Source organism: Clostridium frigoris (genome assembly GCF_018861865.1).
Taxonomy (GTDB): domain Bacteria; phylum Bacillota; class Clostridia; order Clostridiales; family Clostridiaceae; genus Clostridium_AD; species Clostridium_AD frigoris.
Genome location: NZ_JAHLDV010000008.1, coordinates 19897 through 36523, shown reverse-complemented (window position 1 = coordinate 36523; position 16627 = coordinate 19897). Strand labels below are relative to the sequence as shown.

The window sequence follows — 16627 nt, the reverse complement described above, 5'->3', positions numbered from 1 at the left end:
TATAGGAAAATTATATGAAGTGCCCTTTGGAGTTATGCACCGAACTAGTCATGTGATAGTATATAACAAGTAAAACATATTGTTGTTATTTATTATTGTTTGCCTCTGGTAGGCTGCATCGGGATTCACCCGTTATAGTGATAGAGCATAACGTTGTGCTTGAAAAAGTGGCGTTATAATCATTTTGGTGATTATAACTTAGAGTGGGACCACGAAGTAAAACTTCGTCTCTAATAGTAGAGGAAGTTTTTTTTGTACCCAAAATCATATAGAAAATTACAAAAATAAACATATATGTGTCGCTTTTTCATATTATGAGATTATACAAATGCAAAAATATGGATAACTTTTAAAGGAAAATTACTTATTTTAAATTGGAGGGGTATTAATATGATGTATAACAATGTTTTAGATATGATAGGTGGAACACCAGTTCTAAAGTTGAATAGATTAGTTAGTGATGACGTAGCTGATGTATATGTGAAATTAGAAAAATATAATCCAGCTGGAAGTATAAAAGATAGGGCAGCTCTTGGTATGATAGAAAAAGCTGAAAAATTAGGATTACTAAAGGAAGGTTTTACGATAGTTGAACCAACTAGTGGAAATATGGGAATAGCCTTGGCAATGATTGGTAGAATCAAGGGATATGATGTAATTATTGTAATGCCAGATAGTATGAGTGTTGAAAGACGTAGCTTAATAAAAGCATATGGTGCAAAACTCGTTCTTACAGATGGTTCAAAGGGAATGAAGGGTGCTATAAATAAAGCAAAAGAAATATCAAATGGAGATTCTAAATTCTTTTTACCACAACAATTTATTAATATAGCAAATCCAGAAAAACATTATGAAACTACTGCAGAAGAAATTTTTAGTGATATAGCAGATGTAGATGTTTTTGTAGCAGGAGTCGGAACTGGTGGAACAATTACTGGAGTAGGCAAAAAATTAAAAGAATTTAATAAGGAAATTAAAATTGTTGCAGTTGAGCCAGCAAAATCGCCAGTATTATCTGGTGGAGAACCCGGACCACATAAAATACAAGGTATAGGCGCAGGCTTTACACCAGATATTTATGATAGCAGTGTAATTGATGAAATAATGCAAATATCTGATGAAGAGGCTTTTGATATAGCAAAGAGGCTTGCTAAAGAAGAAGGCATATTAGTAGGGATTTCAACAGGAGCTAATGTTGCAGCAGCAATAAAAATTGCTAAAAAATTAGGTAAAGGCAAAAAAGTTGTTACAGTTGCTCCAGACGGAGGAGAAAAGTATATTTCCATGGGTATTTATGACTAATTAAGGGAAAATCTAAACATTTATTTCTACTCTATAGATAAAAAAGCACATAGAAATAGATTAATGTGAGGGTTTAAGAACATACAAATTCATATTTTAAAATATGAATTTGTATGTTTACAAACTATAATTCTATAGGAGGAATTAATGTATGTTTAAAACATTGCGATATGATATAAATAATATATTAGAAAAGGATCCAGCAGCTAAAAATTGGGCTGAAGTAATATTGTTATATCCTTGTATTCATGCTGTAATAATATATAGAATAGCCCATATATTATATAATCATAAAATATTTTTTCTAGCCAGAGCTATATCTCAAACAGCCAGATTTTTTACTGGAATTGAAATTCACCCAGGGGCTAAAATAGGGAAAGGATTTTTTATAGATCATGGAACGGGAGTTGTCATTGGAGAGACTACAGAAATTGGTAATAATGTAACTTTGTATCAAGGGGTTACTCTAGGGGGAACAGGTAAAGATATTGGTAAGAGACATCCTACTTTAGGAAATGATGTTATTGTAGGTGCTGGTGCAAAGATTCTTGGTCCCATTAAAATAGGTACGGGTAGCAAAGTTGGTGCAAATGCTGTAGTTTTAAAAGATGTATTACCAAAGGCCACTGCTGTAGGGATACCTGCTAGAGTGATTTTTGTAAATGAATTAACAATAATTGAGATTAAAGATTATGCAGGAAATACTAAAAGAATATACAATGATATGGTTATATAAAGGGACTGTGGATATGAGTGTTAAAGATGACATAATTAAATTTTGCAGCATAAATGGTTTAGATACAATAGGGTTTAGCGAATGTAGAATTTTTCATGAGCTAAATCCTTATTTTGATAAGAGAAAAAAACTAGGTTTAGAAAATGAGTTTGAAGAAAGAGATTTAAATAAAAAGATAAATCCGTTTATATATATGAAAGATGGGAAAACTATAATTTCTATTGCATTTCCATACCTGTATGATAACGATATTAATAAAAAATTATATTTCTCGAATTACACTAGGGGAAGAGATTATCACCTTGTATTAATTGAATATATGAAAAAAATTTGCACATTTATTGAGGGTATGGGTGCAAAAGCTATGTATTTTGTAGATAGTAATGCATTGCCTGAGAGATATATTGCAAGTCTAAGTGGAGTGGGATTTATAGGCAAAAATAATATGTTAATAACTCAAAGGTATGGCTCATATGTTTTTTTAGGAGAAATTATAACAGATTTAGTGATAGACCCTGATAAAAGCGTTACGCAAAAATGTGGTAATTGTGAAATATGTCTGTCATCATGTCCTACAAGTGCTATAGTTAAAGGGAAGTTTGGAATAAATAATAATTCTAATATATGTTTATCCTATATAACTCAGAAAAAAGATATAGAGGATTTCTGGTTTGATAAATTAGATGGTAGGTTATTTGGCTGTGATACTTGTCAGAGAGTTTGTCCCTACAATAAAGAAGTTGAATTAAGTGTTATTAAAGAATTTAAACCATATGAACATATGAGAACACCTAATTTGAAAGAATTAATGAATATTGATAATAAATTGTTTAAAGATAATTATAAAATAACTTCTTGTGGGTGGAGAGGTAAAAATATTATTAAAAGGAATGCAATTATTAATTCGCTTTTTATTGAAAAGGTTAAAATTATAACTGTAGAGAAGGATACATCACCTTATATAAGAGATTATTATTATAGACTTTTAAAGTATTTCAAATTATAATATTTTTATAGTCATTATTTATGAAAGGTGGAATTCAGATGCTTTCGAAATCTGCGTTAGGAATAATAAACGTTTTACCAGATAGAGTTGTTTCATTTATAGCAAAAAGATTATTAGATTCATACATTAACAAATATGCAAACATTAAAACCCAGGGAATGGAGAAAATTAAGGATATAAAGTCGCCTATAATTTTCATATGCAATCATTTAAGTAATGCGGATGGTATAATTCTTAACAAGTTATTAAAGGATGATAATGTAACTTTTTTAGCAGGGGTAAAGCTAACAGATAATAGGCTTACTAAGTTAGGTTTTTTTGTAGCGAAAACTATACAAGTGCATCCTAATTCGCCTGATAAAGACGCTATATCTAAGATAGTAAGTACGCTAAAACAAGGCAATAATATTATGATGTTTCCAGAAGGGACAAGAAGTAGAAGTGGAAAGATGATAGAGGGCAAGAGAGGCATTATATTAATGGCTAAATTATCAAAAGCAACAATTCTTCCAATGGGTATTTGGGGAACAGAGAAATTGTTGCCAATTAGCGAAAAAGATATGGCATTAGAAAAATTTCATCATGCTGATGTAAATATTAGCATTGGTGATCCTATTATGCTACAAGCTAAGGATAAAGACGAAGCTCGTGATGAATATTATGACAGAGTTATGAATGAAATAATGTCGGGTGTAGCAGTGCTACTTCCTGAACAGTATAGAGGAGTATATTCCAAAATAAATAGATAGTAATAACTTTATATAATTTAATTAGTAAGAAGTAGGTGATTAATATAAATAAAAAAACAATTAAGAGTGTTCTTAAAATTCTTAGCGAAACATATGCAGGTGTAAAGTGTGGACTTGATTTTACAAATCATTATGAGCTTTTAGTATCAACAATATTATCGGCTCAATGTACAGATGTAAGGGTTAATATTGTTGCAAAGAAGTTATATGCACAATACAATACACCAGAGGCTATGATTACATTATCAAGTGATGAATTAGGCGAAAAAATTAAGAGTTGTGGGTTTTATAATAATAAAAGCAAAAATATATTGGGCGCTACAAAACTTTTATTAGAAAAATATGGGGGCGTAGTGCCAAGTACCATGGAAGAGTTAACAGAGCTTCCAGGAGTTGGTAGAAAGACCGCTAATGTAGTATTGTCTAATGCTTTTGGAATTCCCGCTATTGCTGTAGACACTCATGTTTTTAGAGTTTCAAAAAGAATTGGGTTTGCCAACGGGAAAAATGTTGAGATTGTAGAACAGCAACTTATGAAAAACATTCCAAGGGAAATGTGGAGTGATGCTCATCATTTTATTATATGGCATGGACGAGAAATATGTAAGGCAAGGAAACCTAATTGTGAGGTGTGCCCTATAGCACCTTATTGCGAATTTTTAAATGGTAAATCTAAGAATATATAAAGAAAGTGTATGTTGGTTAAAAAGCATTAAAATCTTTTATCAAAGATTTATGCATTTATACTAATATGTGCTTTCTTTTTATATAATTATATTTTTAATAATACTGGTAATTATAGATTCAATGTAATTAATGCTATATAATGAGTGTGAGGTGGAATGAATGAATTATAACGAGGAAACTTTAAATAAATTAGTTGAAGAAATTATAGGAGCAAAAGATATTAGTTTAGTAGAAATACCATGTGTAGATTTATATATGGATCAAGTTACAACTTTTTTTAATGAAAAGCTTGGTAGTCTTAAACGAAATGAAGAGGATAAAATCCTTACAAAAACAATGATCAATAACTACACTAAAGGTAAGGTTTTGATGCCAGCTAAAAATAAAAAATATACTAATGAGCATATTATTTTACTTACGCTTATTTATAATCTAAAGCAAACAATATCAATTAGTGATATTTATACGTTATTTGATCCTATTATTGATATAAAAGCACCACAAAGCATAAATATACCATTAGGTGATTTATATAATGATTTTTTGGATATAAAAGAGGTCCAAAATAAAGAGTTTGCACGTGATACGGATAAAGATGCTAAATTTATAAAAGAGAAAATCAAAGAAATGGGAAAAGAAGATGGAGAGTTAATAGAATTAATATTAATGATCCTGTTACTTACTAATAAAGCAAATATGCAAAAGAGAATGGCGGAAAAATTAATTGATAATTTTTTAAAAAAACAATAACAAATCATTAAAAAATGAGGAGATGTCAATATGTCAAAAGTTGTAGAAAATTTTCTAAAATATATAAGTTATGATACTAAGTCTGATGAGGAATCAATAACTGTTCCAAGTACAATTGGACAAATGGTACTTGCTAAAGAATTAGTAGCAGAATTAAAAACAATGGGACTAAGTAAGGCGAGCGTAGATGAGAATGGATACGTAATGGCTACTATTGAATCTAATGTAGAGAAAAATGTACCAACTATAGGATTTATATCTCATATGGATACTGCGCCAGATATTTCTGGTAAAGACGTTAAGCCTAAATTTGTTTACAATTATGATGGTAAAGATATTATATTAAATAAAGAAAATAATATAGTATTATCTCCAAAAGATTTCCCTGAATTAAAAAACTACATAGGGAAAACTATTATTACAACAGATGGAACAACCCTTTTAGGGGCTGATGATAAAGCAGGAATTGCAGAGATAATGGCAGCTGCGCAGTATTTAATGCAGAATCCTAACATTAAGCATGGTACAATTCGTATTGGATTTACACCAGATGAAGAAGTTGGTCGTGGTGCGGATATCTTTGATGTGAAAAAATTCGGTGCAGACTTTGCATATACTTTAGATGGTGGACCTATTGGTGAACTAGAGTATGAAAATTTTAATGCTGCAGGAGTAAAAATTTCTATTCATGGAAGAAACGTTCATCCAGGATCCGCAAAGGGAAAAATGATTCATTCATCTCTTATTGCTAATGAGTTTATAAACTTAATGCCTCGTAATGAGACTCCAGCTACTACAGAGGGTTACGAAGGATTCTATCACTTGATCAGTATTAATGGTGAGGTTGAGGAAACAAAACTTCAATATATTATAAGAGATTTTGATAGTGAAAATTTTGAAAATAGAAAGATATTTATTAAAAATATAGTTGATAAATTAAATGATAAATACAGTAGTGGAACGATTGAATTAGAAATTAAGGATCAATATTTTAATATGAAAGAAAAAATAGAACCAGTAAAGCATATAGTAGACACGGCGTTTTTGGCTTTAAAGGAAGTGGGGGTAAATCCTATAATGCAACCTATAAGAGGTGGCACAGATGGCGCAAGGCTTTCATTTATGGGGCTGCCTACACCTAATATATTTGCTGGTGGCCATAATTTCCACGGTAAATATGAATTTATACCTACATTTGCTATGGAAAAGGCTGTTGATGTAATATTAAAAATAGTTGAATTGTACGCTTGCAAATAATATAAGTGAATATTAGGGAAAATATCGATTAGTTAAAAGTTTGTTCACAAATTTGTCACCAAATTGCAATATAAATGTTTTAAAATATAATTAAAGATAAAACATAATTTGGTCTGTAAAAAGATATAAATAAATCATATTTTATACGATAATAACAGTTAGTTACTGATATGCCCTGGAAAATAAATAAGGAGGAAAAAAGTATGAATGATGATTCAAATAATAATGATACGAATGAAACAAATGATACAAATGATAATATAATCGGTAGTGAAAGCAATAATACAAATGAAAATATTAAGAAAGACAATGATAAAGATCTTACAATGGAAATGCAAGTTCCTAGTGAAGATTATAAAGAAAAAGGAAGTAAAGATATTCCACTTATATTAGAAAATACTAATTACTCAAATATAAATAATGAAAAAGTGAAAAAGAATAAAGGCGGTATGAGAAAAAGAATAGTTGCCTACGTAATAGTAGGTGTAATATGTTCTACACTTGGGGGTATCGGATCAGCTATTGTGACAATGAATATGATGAAAGATACAAGTACTGCTACAACACCTAAAGTATCTGATACAAAGGTTGCTAGCACCGCAAAAGCAAAACTTATTACAAGTACCAGTACAGATATTTTAACTGTACCAGAAATTGTAAAGAAGGTAAGCTCTTCTGTAGTTGCAATTTCTACCAAAACAACTGCTGTAAGTAGTGATGTTAGGGGGGATACTGCTGAGCAAGAAGGAGTAGGCACTGGTATAATTTTCAATAAAGATGGATATGTATTGACGAATTATCATGTTATAAGTGGATCTCAAAATATTAAAGTCACCTTAAATAATGGAAAGGAAGTTTCTGCTAAAGTAATTAATTATGATGCAGCAGCGGACGTAGCCGTTATTAAGTTAGCTGCAAATACTGTAGTGCCAGGTGTAGCTGTATTTGGAGATTCGGATGCGCTTGAGGTGGGAGAATCGGTTGTTGCAATAGGAAATCCTCTAGGAACAGAATTTATAGGGTCTGTTACTACAGGGGTTGTAAGTGCACTTAATAGGCAAGTAAGTATTGAAGATAAAAATCTCAAATTTATTCAAACAGATGCAGCTATTAATCCGGGCAATAGTGGTGGGCCGTTAGTAAATTCTAAGGGTCAAGTTATAGGAATAAACACTGCTAAAATAGGTGAAACAGGGGTAGAAGGATTAGGCTTTGCAATACCAATTAATACAGTAAATCCTAAAATGGAGAATTTAATAAAACCAATTCTAAACATTGGTATATCTTGCAGAGATATAACCGCTGATATTTCAAAACAATATAATATTCCAGTAGGAGTGTATATTTCGCAGGTGAAAGAGTTTAGTTCAGCAGAAAAAGGAGGTATAACATCCGGAGATGTAATCATAAAATTTGATGGTAAAGAGATTAAAACTGTCGCAGAAATAAATAAGATTAAAGCTACACATAAAGCTGGTGATGTAGTTAAAATAGAACTCGTGAGAAATGGAAAGACCATAAAAATAAATATAACACTTTCTGTATAAATTAGACGTATATAATAAAGGAGATTAAGAATTGTACAATTCTTAATCTCCTTTATTTATTAATATATTTCGAATTTAAAATACATAAAAAATATCTTTAGTGGGAAAATACTTTTGAAGGAGTGATAAAAATGGAAATGAATACTAGAGATACTATTATGAAAAAATTATTAGATGCACAAGAAGATACTAGGGATTATCAATCATTTGCAGGAGAAGTATCAGAAGAGACAGTTAGTAATACATTTAGGGAATTTGCAGAGCAATCAGCAATGCAGGCTCATAAACTACAAGAATTGTTAAGTGTATATGACAGAAAGTAGGTAAAAACTGCGTAGCAGACCGTAGCAGACAATAGCTACGTAGTAGATTAAGGCTGCGGTAATTAAGTTAATCATAACCAATATTATGCTTAATATTCTTATATATTAAAGGATTTAAGGTCACTTGGTACATTGGGCGCCAAATGGTCTTAAATCCTTTTTAAAATGATTTTTATAAGATTAGCGTTGCTCTTTAATGAAGCCCTTTCTATATGCTGTAAGAAGCGACTCTAAATTTTTAATTTGATCTTTAATATCAAAGCCTATATCAGTATCTACAACACGTATACGATTTGTAGATTTTTCTAAAACAATAGTAGAGGATATAATATCCTTTCCTTCATCTATTGCCTTTTGGGTAGATTCAAATGGTGCATGGGATGCTAAGAGTAGTCCATAGGAGTTATAAATAAGAGTATATCCAGCTATTCCTGTTTCTGGCTGATACGCCTTAGAAAAACCACCGTCAATAACCAATAGTTTGCCATCAGCTTTTATAGGGCTCTCACCTTGTTTAGTCTTTACCGGAACATGACCATTTATAATGTGTGAATCGTTAGTATTTAATCCAAATTCAGATAGTATTTTATTGCAAGTTGTTTTATCATCCCTATATTTATAATATGAATTTTTAACTTCTTTATGAGTACTCTTATCATCTATAAAATATCTTTCAAAAGTAGTCATTTTATCTTTACCAAAAAGTGGAGAATTTGAACCGCACCACAAATACCATATTGTATCTAGTGCGTAAAGTTTAGATTCCGAATTTTCTTTACCAAAATAGGCTTCTCTGGCTAAACGCTCAGTTCTATCTATATAGGACTTTCCACTGTAAATGGTGTCATCTATTTTCATTTTTTTAAAACTTCCATCTTCGCTTAGTGAAATGCATCCATGAAAAAGCAAATTTGAATTATATTTTAAGTACATACTACCTTTAGAGTAAAAAAAACGTATATGCTGTTGGAGCTTCTCACTATTTAAGAAAGAAGATTTAAGTTTGTCTATAAGTTGTCTTTCATCTTTGTTTAATTTATATGGGTCACTGGGATCTATAGTTGGGAAATTAAAATCATTTAGAATATATTCTTTACCATCAAGTTTAATAGTACCCTTTTCATAATCTATTTTATTAAGAAGTAACCTAGACTGCATTTCATAATGGGGACGCCTTTTTATTATTGCAGCTTCAAGTTTAAATTGAATTATAGTTATAGCTTTATGCATTTTTGATATTAAATTAAGGTCTTTATCTGCATAATTATTTTCTGGAAAAACTTTAGGCTTAAATGCTGTGCATGGGTCATTATTATAAAAATCTTGAGCGAAAGTTGCTAGTGGTAATAAGTTGATACCATAACCTTCTTCAATTGTATCTAAATTTGCATATCTTGTTGAAATCCTAAGAACGGTAGCAATAGAACTTTCACATCCAGATGCAGCGCCCATCCAAAGTATATCATGATTACCCCACTGTATATCAATAGAGTGGTAGTTCATTAGTGTATCTAAGATTATATGTGCTCCTGGACCTCTATCATAAATATCTCCTAAAATATGAAGCCTATCTATAGTAAGCCTTTGAATTAAATTTGAAATAGCAACTATAAATTCTTTAGCTCTCCCAATTTTAATTATGGTTTGAATGATACCATTGTAATATTCTTGTTTATTAAATGTGCTTTGTTGTTCATGAAGTAATTCCTCTATAATATATGAAAAATCTGGTGGTAGTGCTTTGCGGACTTTAGATATAGTATATTTAGAGGAGATGGTTCTACAAATTTTAATTAGTTTATGAAAAGTTATTTTGTACCAATCGTCTATATCATCTTCTTCTCTAATTGCTATATCTAACTTTTGCTCTGGATAATATATAATAGTTGCGAGTTCTTTTTTTTCGATATCTCTAAGTGAATTACCAAAAATATCGTTAATCTTTCGTTTGATTACCCCAGAAGCATTCCTAAGAACATGAGAAAAGGATTCATACTCACCATGAATATCTGTAAGGAAATGTTCAGTTCCTTTAGGTAGATTTAAGATAGCTTGTAAATTTATGATTTCGGTACAAGCATCTGGAATTGTAGGATACTTGCTAGCCAATAATTCAAGATACCTCAAATCTTTTTCTATAGTTTCAATTGGTGTCTCACTAGAAAATATCATTTTTGAATCTCCTTTATATTGCATAAATTTTATGGATGTAATGGTTTAACATAATCCTATAATAGTATATTATACTATTATAGGACATTTTATTATAAAAATAAAATATTATTTACTATGTTATATTTTATGCATATATTAGGTTAACTATAAATATGTTTTATAAGTAATTAATGCATCTAGAATTAGGCAAAATCCTTTTGTTGATTTGATATAATATTTTTGGTACAATGTTTTATGGTGTCTAAATACATGAAAGCTGAAATTTATAAAAAGTTAAGCCGCATATAAGGGGAAATTCTATGAAGCAAAATGATTATTTGCTAAGTATACATTCATTATATAATCTAGCAAGATATGCATTCCTAAAAATTGAATCTAATTATGCAAGGACTGTGGAAACTTCAGGTATAACTCTGCCACAACTTCGAGTTTTATGGATTATTAAGGTGTTTCCAGGAATCTCGCTTAGTAACATCGCTAGGATTGGGTGTTGGAGTTCGCCTACAGTTAGCAATATTATCAAAATTCTAATAAATAAAAAACTAATATTTAAAGAAGAAACAATTAATAAAAAGCTATATAAACTCCAATTAACGGAGCTTGGTAATTGGTATATTAATGTTAATAAACAAGGTAAGGAGAACAAGGTTTACCTTTTTGATTTAATAGGTTTATTTTCAAGTGAAGAATTAGATTTTATTATAGAAATTTTCACGAAAATTATAATAAAAGAAAAAAAAGAATTTATTTTTGATTACATTGATAAAATAAATGAATTAAATTTAAAAATTAATGTAACTGATTTTGATATTAACACAATTGTTATTATAAGAAAAACAATTGCTTTATATAATTTGTTAAGAATATTTATTTTAACGATAAAAAGTAGTCACAGTGAACCACTAAAGGAGTTTAATGTAACATATGCCCAACTTAGAGCTCTGTGGATAATTGCAGCATTTCCAGGTGTAACATCACGTGAATTGAGTGAAATTAGTTTTTGGTCACCCTCTACTGTTCATGTAATAGTAAAAAACTTATATAGTAAATCATTTATTCATAAAGAAAAAGCTTTAATTAAAAATGCCCATTATTTAGATATATCAGAGCGAGGTGGTAATTTAATAATAGATGATTATAATAAAAACCAAAAGACCTTACTGATATTTAAAGAATTAAAAGAAATTAGCCATGAAGATATTTTAAATTTAAATGTTCTCTTGCTACGGATGAATAATAAACTCGAAAATTATAAATCAGAAGAATATATAAAAAAAACTATTGTTATTATTAAAAGTAAAATATTTAAAGAGTAGAGATATGATTTATACTTTGAAAAATATAGTTTAGAGTCCTTATATTTAGTTATAGGGATTTTTTTACGCGTATTTTTAATATGGTTATTAAACTTTTTTTATAAATAATACATAATTTTATATAATAAACAGCAAGTTAGTATAGTAATATGATTAAATTCATAGATTATGATATAGGAACAATTCTGATCTAATAATTAGATGGTTAAGTAGTTAATGATTATTATATTTAAAAAAATCAATACAGTAAAATATAAAACAAAAAGGTGGTATAGAAATGAGCAAAAAAGTAAGGACAATTGCAATTGTTGTCGCGATATTTCTTGTAATAATAATGCCTATTATTGGAGGTTACAATAAGATGGTAAGCTTAGAGCAAAAGGTAACTGTGACAGAGGGAAATATAGATACACAATTACAAAGAAGATCTGACTTAATTCCTAATTTAGTAGAAACGGTTAGAGGTTATGCTTCTCAAGAAAAAGACATCTTTATAAAAGTAGCACAGGCTAGAGCAAAACTTGCAGGTGCTACAAATGTAACAGATAAAGCTAAGGCAGATAGTGAACTTGGAAGTGCAGTTTCAAGGCTTTTAGTAGTTGTTGAGAAATATCCAGATCTAAAATCTAGTGCTAATTTCAAGGATTTAACAGTAGCGCTCGAAGGCAGCGAAAACAGAATAGGTACTGCAAGACAGGACTATAACACAAGTGTTGGAGAGTACAACACCACAATAAAGCGTTTTCCTAATAATATCATTTCAGGTATTTTTGGGTTTGATAAAAAACCACTTTATAAGGCTAGTGAATCAGCTAAAGTAGTACCTAAAGTTGACTTTACTAAATAGGAGCTAAAATATGAAGACTTATTTAATTAATTTTATTAGAAAAATAAAAATTTACAATATTACATTGGGTGTATCTACAAAAACTAAGAAAAAAATGAGGATTTTATTTGTATGTATAATAAGTCTGGGTTTACTGAGTCTATTAATAGCTACGAATATAGTAAATGCAAAAACTGATAAAATATATCCTGCTCCAACTCAGCTAAAATATGTTAATGATTATGCCAAAGTGTTAGATAATAAATCAATACAATATATTTTATCAGTTGGCAGGGAACTAGAGGCTAAAACAGGAGCTCAGGCTACAGTGGTAGTTATAAATTCACTAAAAGATGTACCTATAGAAACTTATGCCACTGGTATTTTTAGAGAATGGGGTATTGGTAAAAAGGATAAAAATAATGGTCTGTTAATTTTACTTTCGGTAAAAGAAAGACAGTGGAGAGTAGAGGTGGGTACAGGGCTCGAAGGCGCTGTTACTGATATATACTCCTCAAGAGTTATGAATGATTATGCAGTGCCGAAATTTAAACAAAATCAATACGGAGAAGGACTTCGTGCATCATATTCGGTTATTGTAGGTAGCATAGCTAAAGAATACAACGTAAAACTAGATAAGAATGTTAATATTCCAAAACAAGTTCAAACACAAAACATTCCTAGAAAGGGTAATGGTATAGTGTTAATAGGGTTTATTGTGTTAATTTTGCTCGATTTTATTCTTAATCGAGGAAGAATAACTAAATTTATGGTAACATTACTATTTTGGAGTTCTCTTGGTAGACGTGGTGGAGGCAATGGCGGCGGTTTTGGAGGATCAGGAGGCGGTGGCTCTGGAGGTTTTGGAGGAGGTTCCTCAAGTGGAGGAGGTTCCTCAGGTGGATATTAATATAATAATTGATAAAATTAAAAGTAGTTAATTATGTTAGCAGACTAAAAAATCACTCGCGAAGCTTATTTAATTTATAAGGTTAGGGAGTGATTTTTGTTTTTAGCGATATAGTAAAAAAATTATATTTAATAAGATATTTTGTAAAATAAATTAATAAATAATTTAAAAAATACAAAATTTAGGAGTGTTAACCAATACATAACACGAACAATTAATTAAATTCAGTTGTTATCATTCGAAAAATAAGGTATAATAAAGTGTCACATTTCAACATTCGAATGATAACTAAATCTAAATAGGAGTTGATAACAAGTGTTACCATTAATTAATTTTCAAAACGATTGGCTTTCGGCATACTTCGTATTTATTATAATATTAATATTTATACCAGTAGCAATTTACACTAAGGGCTACATAATGGAATATAAGAAACATTACTCGGTAAACTATATGTTATTTTTAATAATATTATTCGTAGCATCAATGATAGGGGTGGTAGTTTCTAATAATGCTATAAGTTTTCTTGTTTTTTGGGAGATAATGTCTATATCATCATTTTTCTTAGTAATTTATGAGTATATGCATAAGGAAAGTTTGAAATCAGGAATATTTTATTTTATTATGACACATATAAGTGGATTATTCTTAATGATAATGTTTGCGTTCTTGTATAAATACAGTGGTAGTTTTGATTTTAGTGAGATTCTTAAGGTTTCTGCGAATTTTACTACAAAACAAAAGTACATTATATTCATGCTCGCATTATTTGGGTTTGGAGCAAAGATGGGTATAGTCCCACTTCATGCATGGCTTCCAAAGGCTCATCCAGCAGCGCCATCCAATGTGTCAGCTTTGATGTCAGGGGTAATGCTTAAAGTTGCTTTATATGGCTTTATCAGGGTCATATTTATTTTTCTTGGAGTGACGCCACTAAATTGTGGAGTGATAGTACTTATAATTGGAACTATTACCGCTATCTTTTCAATTTTAAATGCTTTATTACAAAACAATATAAAAAAACTATTAGCATATTCTAGTGCAGAAAATGTAGGACTAATTTTTGCTGCCCTTGGGATGTCTATGATACTTATAAATTATAATTTAAAAGTATTAGCTTCACTAGCGCTAACTGCAGCATTGCTTCACTGCTTAAATCATGCAATTTTTAAAAGTCTCTTGTTTCTAAATGCAGGGAGCGTTTTGTATGCAACAGGTACTAAAAATATGAATGAACTTGGTGGACTACATAAAGAAATGAAGTTTACTGCAATTTGTACATTTATTGCAACTTGTGCAATATCGGCAGTTCCGCCATTTAATGGTTTTGCAAGTGAGATACTTATTCTTAGAAGTTTCATTGAAGCGATAACGAAGGTAAGCAATATATGGGTTATAATATTGATTTTTTGTTGTGGGGTTATTATCGCAATAACAAGTGGAGCGGCTTTTTATGCTACTGCAAAATCTTTTGGAATCACTTTTCTTGGAAAACCAAGAACTAAAAAAGCAGAACATATAAAAAGTATTCCGTTATCAATGAACATTGGGCAGGGGTTACTTGCTATACTTGCTATAGTTACGGGTATATTTTCACCATTTATAATAAGTAAAATATCATATTTTACTAATGGGTTATTCGAGATTAATACCAAAGGGCCTGGATTTAAAAATGAAACAGAGATAATAGTGTTTACTTTAATATTAATTAGTATCACATTTATTGTTTATATGTTTAATAAAATAAATTCATTAAACAAAAAGCAAGAAATTAATGATACATGGGCATGCGGCTTCGCGAGTGACGAACCTTATATACAGTACACTGGTAGCGGATTTGTTCAGCCTGCTGCAAAAATATTCGGACCTATTTCAAATTACAACAAAAAAGTTAGTTATAAACAAAAGATTCATATAAGCCAAACTACTAGTGATGTAGTAGAGGATTATTTTTATAAAACAAGTTTAAAAGCAGTCAATTACGTAACAACAAAAATATTAAAGATTAATTATGGAAAAATTCAAATACATATTTTATATATATTTATATCAGTAATAATTGCACTTGTTTTAGTCTTAAAATTTGTGTAAGGAGGTTCTCATTTGAAATATAATTTGATTTATTTTATTCAGAGTTTATTGATTATAGTTTTATCACCATTATTTATAGGAATTCTAAAAAAGATGAAAGCAACTCTTAGGGGTTATATTGGTTCATCTATTGTTCAACCTTATTATGATCTAAGTAAGTTATTAAAAAAAGGGAAAGTAATATCAAATAGAAGCTCATTTATAACAGCTATTGGTCCAATAGTAATACTTGCGGCGACTATAACAACAGCATTTTTTGTACCGGTTTTTTATACGAGCATGGAGCAGAGCGTCGGAAATTTATTTATTCTTATGTTTTCATTTGGAATAGTAAAAATGTTTACAGTACTAATTGGACTTGATAGTTCAAGCACCTTTGGGGGAATGGGATCAAGTCGGGAGTCGTTTATTTCAATGATGGCAGAACCACTAGTATTGTTTCTGTTGATATTTTTATATATAGAAACAAATGATTTTAACATATTTCATATTTCATTTATCAATAGTAAAATTGTACATTATGATACTGCACACCTTATAACAATGGTAACTTTTATTATTGCAATACTTGCTGAAAATGCTCGAATACCTTTTGATAATCCAGAAACACACTTAGAACTTACAATGATGCATGAAGCAATGATTTTGGATTTATCAGGTAGTGATTTAGCATATGTTGAATTATCATCACATATCAAACTAATTGTATATTTAATTGTTTTGATTAATTGTTTTATACCTATTGGAATTGCAACAACGCTTACCGTTTCAGCGATTTTTATAGGACTCGTAACATTTATATTTAAACTTTTAATTTGTTTATTCGGAATCGCTATAATAGAAACAACTTTCGCTAAATCTAGGTTATTCAAAGGGGCAGAATTGTTTCCAGCTATGATATCTCTAGGAATAGTCGCAATTACATTAATTTATATTTTATAAAGGAGAGAGA

At 29.9% G+C, this 16627-nt stretch carries 15 protein-coding genes; 14 read left to right on the top strand and 1 reads right to left on the bottom strand.

Annotated features, from left to right (window positions below):
* The first annotated feature begins 390 nt into the window (after window positions 1-390).
* The 9 genes from cysK (at window position 391) to KPL37_RS05925 (ending at window position 8357) form a co-directional block, all read left to right on the top strand.
* The gene (cysK, locus tag KPL37_RS05965; protein ID WP_216146571.1) at window positions 391-1302 is read left to right on the top strand and encodes a cysteine synthase A; all 912 of its coding nucleotides are present in this window, start codon (window positions 391-393) and stop codon (window positions 1300-1302) included.
* Between the two features lie 151 nt (window positions 1303-1453).
* The gene (gene epsC / locus KPL37_RS05960; protein ID WP_216146569.1) at window positions 1454-2038 is read left to right on the top strand and encodes a serine O-acetyltransferase EpsC; all 585 of its coding nucleotides are present in this window, start codon (window positions 1454-1456) and stop codon (window positions 2036-2038) included.
* Window positions 2039-2051: 13 nt separating this feature from the next.
* Window positions 2052-3044 (top strand): tRNA epoxyqueuosine(34) reductase QueG, encoded by a 993-nt coding sequence (queG, locus tag KPL37_RS05955; protein ID WP_216146566.1) that lies wholly within the window; start codon window positions 2052-2054, stop codon window positions 3042-3044.
* A gap of 38 nt (window positions 3045-3082) precedes the next feature.
* On the top strand, window positions 3083-3793 hold the full coding sequence (locus tag KPL37_RS05950) for a lysophospholipid acyltransferase family protein (protein ID WP_216146564.1): 711 nt from the start codon (window positions 3083-3085) through the stop codon (window positions 3791-3793).
* 44 nt (window positions 3794-3837) lie between these two features.
* Window positions 3838-4479, top strand: coding sequence for an endonuclease III (gene nth / locus KPL37_RS05945; RefSeq protein ID WP_216146844.1), 642 nt, complete (start codon window positions 3838-3840; stop codon window positions 4477-4479).
* 160 nt (window positions 4480-4639) lie between these two features.
* A complete protein-coding gene (locus KPL37_RS05940; RefSeq protein ID WP_216146563.1) occupies window positions 4640-5230 on the top strand; it encodes a DUF1836 domain-containing protein in 591 nt (196 codons plus the stop codon).
* Between the two features lie 30 nt (window positions 5231-5260).
* Entirely contained in the window at window positions 5261-6487 is a 1227-nt protein-coding gene (pepT, locus tag KPL37_RS05935) for a peptidase T (protein WP_216146561.1), read from the top strand.
* A 203-nt stretch (window positions 6488-6690) separates the two neighbouring features.
* The gene (locus KPL37_RS05930; RefSeq protein ID WP_216146559.1) at window positions 6691-8034 is read left to right on the top strand and encodes a S1C family serine protease; all 1344 of its coding nucleotides are present in this window, start codon (window positions 6691-6693) and stop codon (window positions 8032-8034) included.
* 131 nt (window positions 8035-8165) lie between these two features.
* On the top strand, window positions 8166-8357 hold the full coding sequence (locus tag KPL37_RS05925; protein WP_216146557.1) for a hypothetical protein: 192 nt from the start codon (window positions 8166-8168) through the stop codon (window positions 8355-8357).
* Window positions 8358-8537: 180 nt separating this feature from the next.
* Here the strand turns inward: KPL37_RS05925 and KPL37_RS05920 are convergent, their stop codons facing one another.
* Entirely contained in the window at window positions 8538-10529 is a 1992-nt protein-coding gene (locus KPL37_RS05920) for a fructose-1,6-bisphosphatase (protein WP_216146549.1), read from the bottom strand.
* A 302-nt stretch (window positions 10530-10831) separates the two neighbouring features.
* Here KPL37_RS05920 and KPL37_RS05915 point away from each other — a divergent pair, with 302 nt between their 5' ends.
* The 5 genes from KPL37_RS05915 (at window position 10832) to KPL37_RS05895 (ending at window position 16617) form a co-directional block, all read left to right on the top strand.
* A complete protein-coding gene (locus KPL37_RS05915) occupies window positions 10832-11848 on the top strand; it encodes a MarR family winged helix-turn-helix transcriptional regulator (RefSeq protein ID WP_216146540.1) in 1017 nt (338 codons plus the stop codon).
* A 277-nt stretch (window positions 11849-12125) separates the two neighbouring features.
* On the top strand, window positions 12126-12695 hold the full coding sequence (locus tag KPL37_RS05910) for a LemA family protein (protein ID WP_216146538.1): 570 nt from the start codon (window positions 12126-12128) through the stop codon (window positions 12693-12695).
* Window positions 12696-12789: 94 nt separating this feature from the next.
* Entirely contained in the window at window positions 12790-13584 is a 795-nt protein-coding gene (locus tag KPL37_RS05905; RefSeq protein ID WP_216146835.1) for a TPM domain-containing protein, read from the top strand.
* Between the two features lie 315 nt (window positions 13585-13899).
* Window positions 13900-15675, top strand: a complete 1776-nt coding sequence (locus KPL37_RS05900) for a proton-conducting transporter transmembrane domain-containing protein (RefSeq protein ID WP_343216217.1) — start codon at window positions 13900-13902, stop codon at window positions 15673-15675.
* 12 nt (window positions 15676-15687) lie between these two features.
* Window positions 15688-16617, top strand: a complete 930-nt coding sequence (locus tag KPL37_RS05895) for a respiratory chain complex I subunit 1 family protein (protein WP_216146536.1) — start codon at window positions 15688-15690, stop codon at window positions 16615-16617.
* Window positions 16618-16627 lie beyond the last annotated feature (10 nt).

Coding starts and splice junctions, on each gene's coding strand:
- cysK (WP_216146571.1), top strand. CDS start 391: ATGATGTATAACAATGTTTTAGATATGATAGGTGGAACACCAGTTCTA.
- epsC (WP_216146569.1), top strand. CDS start 1,454: ATGTTTAAAACATTGCGATATGATATAAATAATATATTAGAAAAGGAT.
- queG (WP_216146566.1), top strand. CDS start 2,052: ATGAGTGTTAAAGATGACATAATTAAATTTTGCAGCATAAATGGTTTA.
- KPL37_RS05950 (WP_216146564.1), top strand. CDS start 3,083: ATGCTTTCGAAATCTGCGTTAGGAATAATAAACGTTTTACCAGATAGA.
- KPL37_RS05940 (WP_216146563.1), top strand. CDS start 4,640: ATGAATTATAACGAGGAAACTTTAAATAAATTAGTTGAAGAAATTATA.
- pepT (WP_216146561.1), top strand. CDS start 5,261: ATGTCAAAAGTTGTAGAAAATTTTCTAAAATATATAAGTTATGATACT.
- KPL37_RS05930 (WP_216146559.1), top strand. CDS start 6,691: ATGAATGATGATTCAAATAATAATGATACGAATGAAACAAATGATACA.
- KPL37_RS05925 (WP_216146557.1), top strand. CDS start 8,166: ATGGAAATGAATACTAGAGATACTATTATGAAAAAATTATTAGATGCA.
- KPL37_RS05920 (WP_216146549.1), bottom strand. CDS start 10,529: ATGATATTTTCTAGTGAGACACCAATTGAAACTATAGAAAAAGATTTG.
- KPL37_RS05915 (WP_216146540.1), top strand. CDS start 10,832: ATGAAGCAAAATGATTATTTGCTAAGTATACATTCATTATATAATCTA.
- KPL37_RS05910 (WP_216146538.1), top strand. CDS start 12,126: ATGAGCAAAAAAGTAAGGACAATTGCAATTGTTGTCGCGATATTTCTT.
- KPL37_RS05905 (WP_216146835.1), top strand. CDS start 12,790: ATGAGGATTTTATTTGTATGTATAATAAGTCTGGGTTTACTGAGTCTA.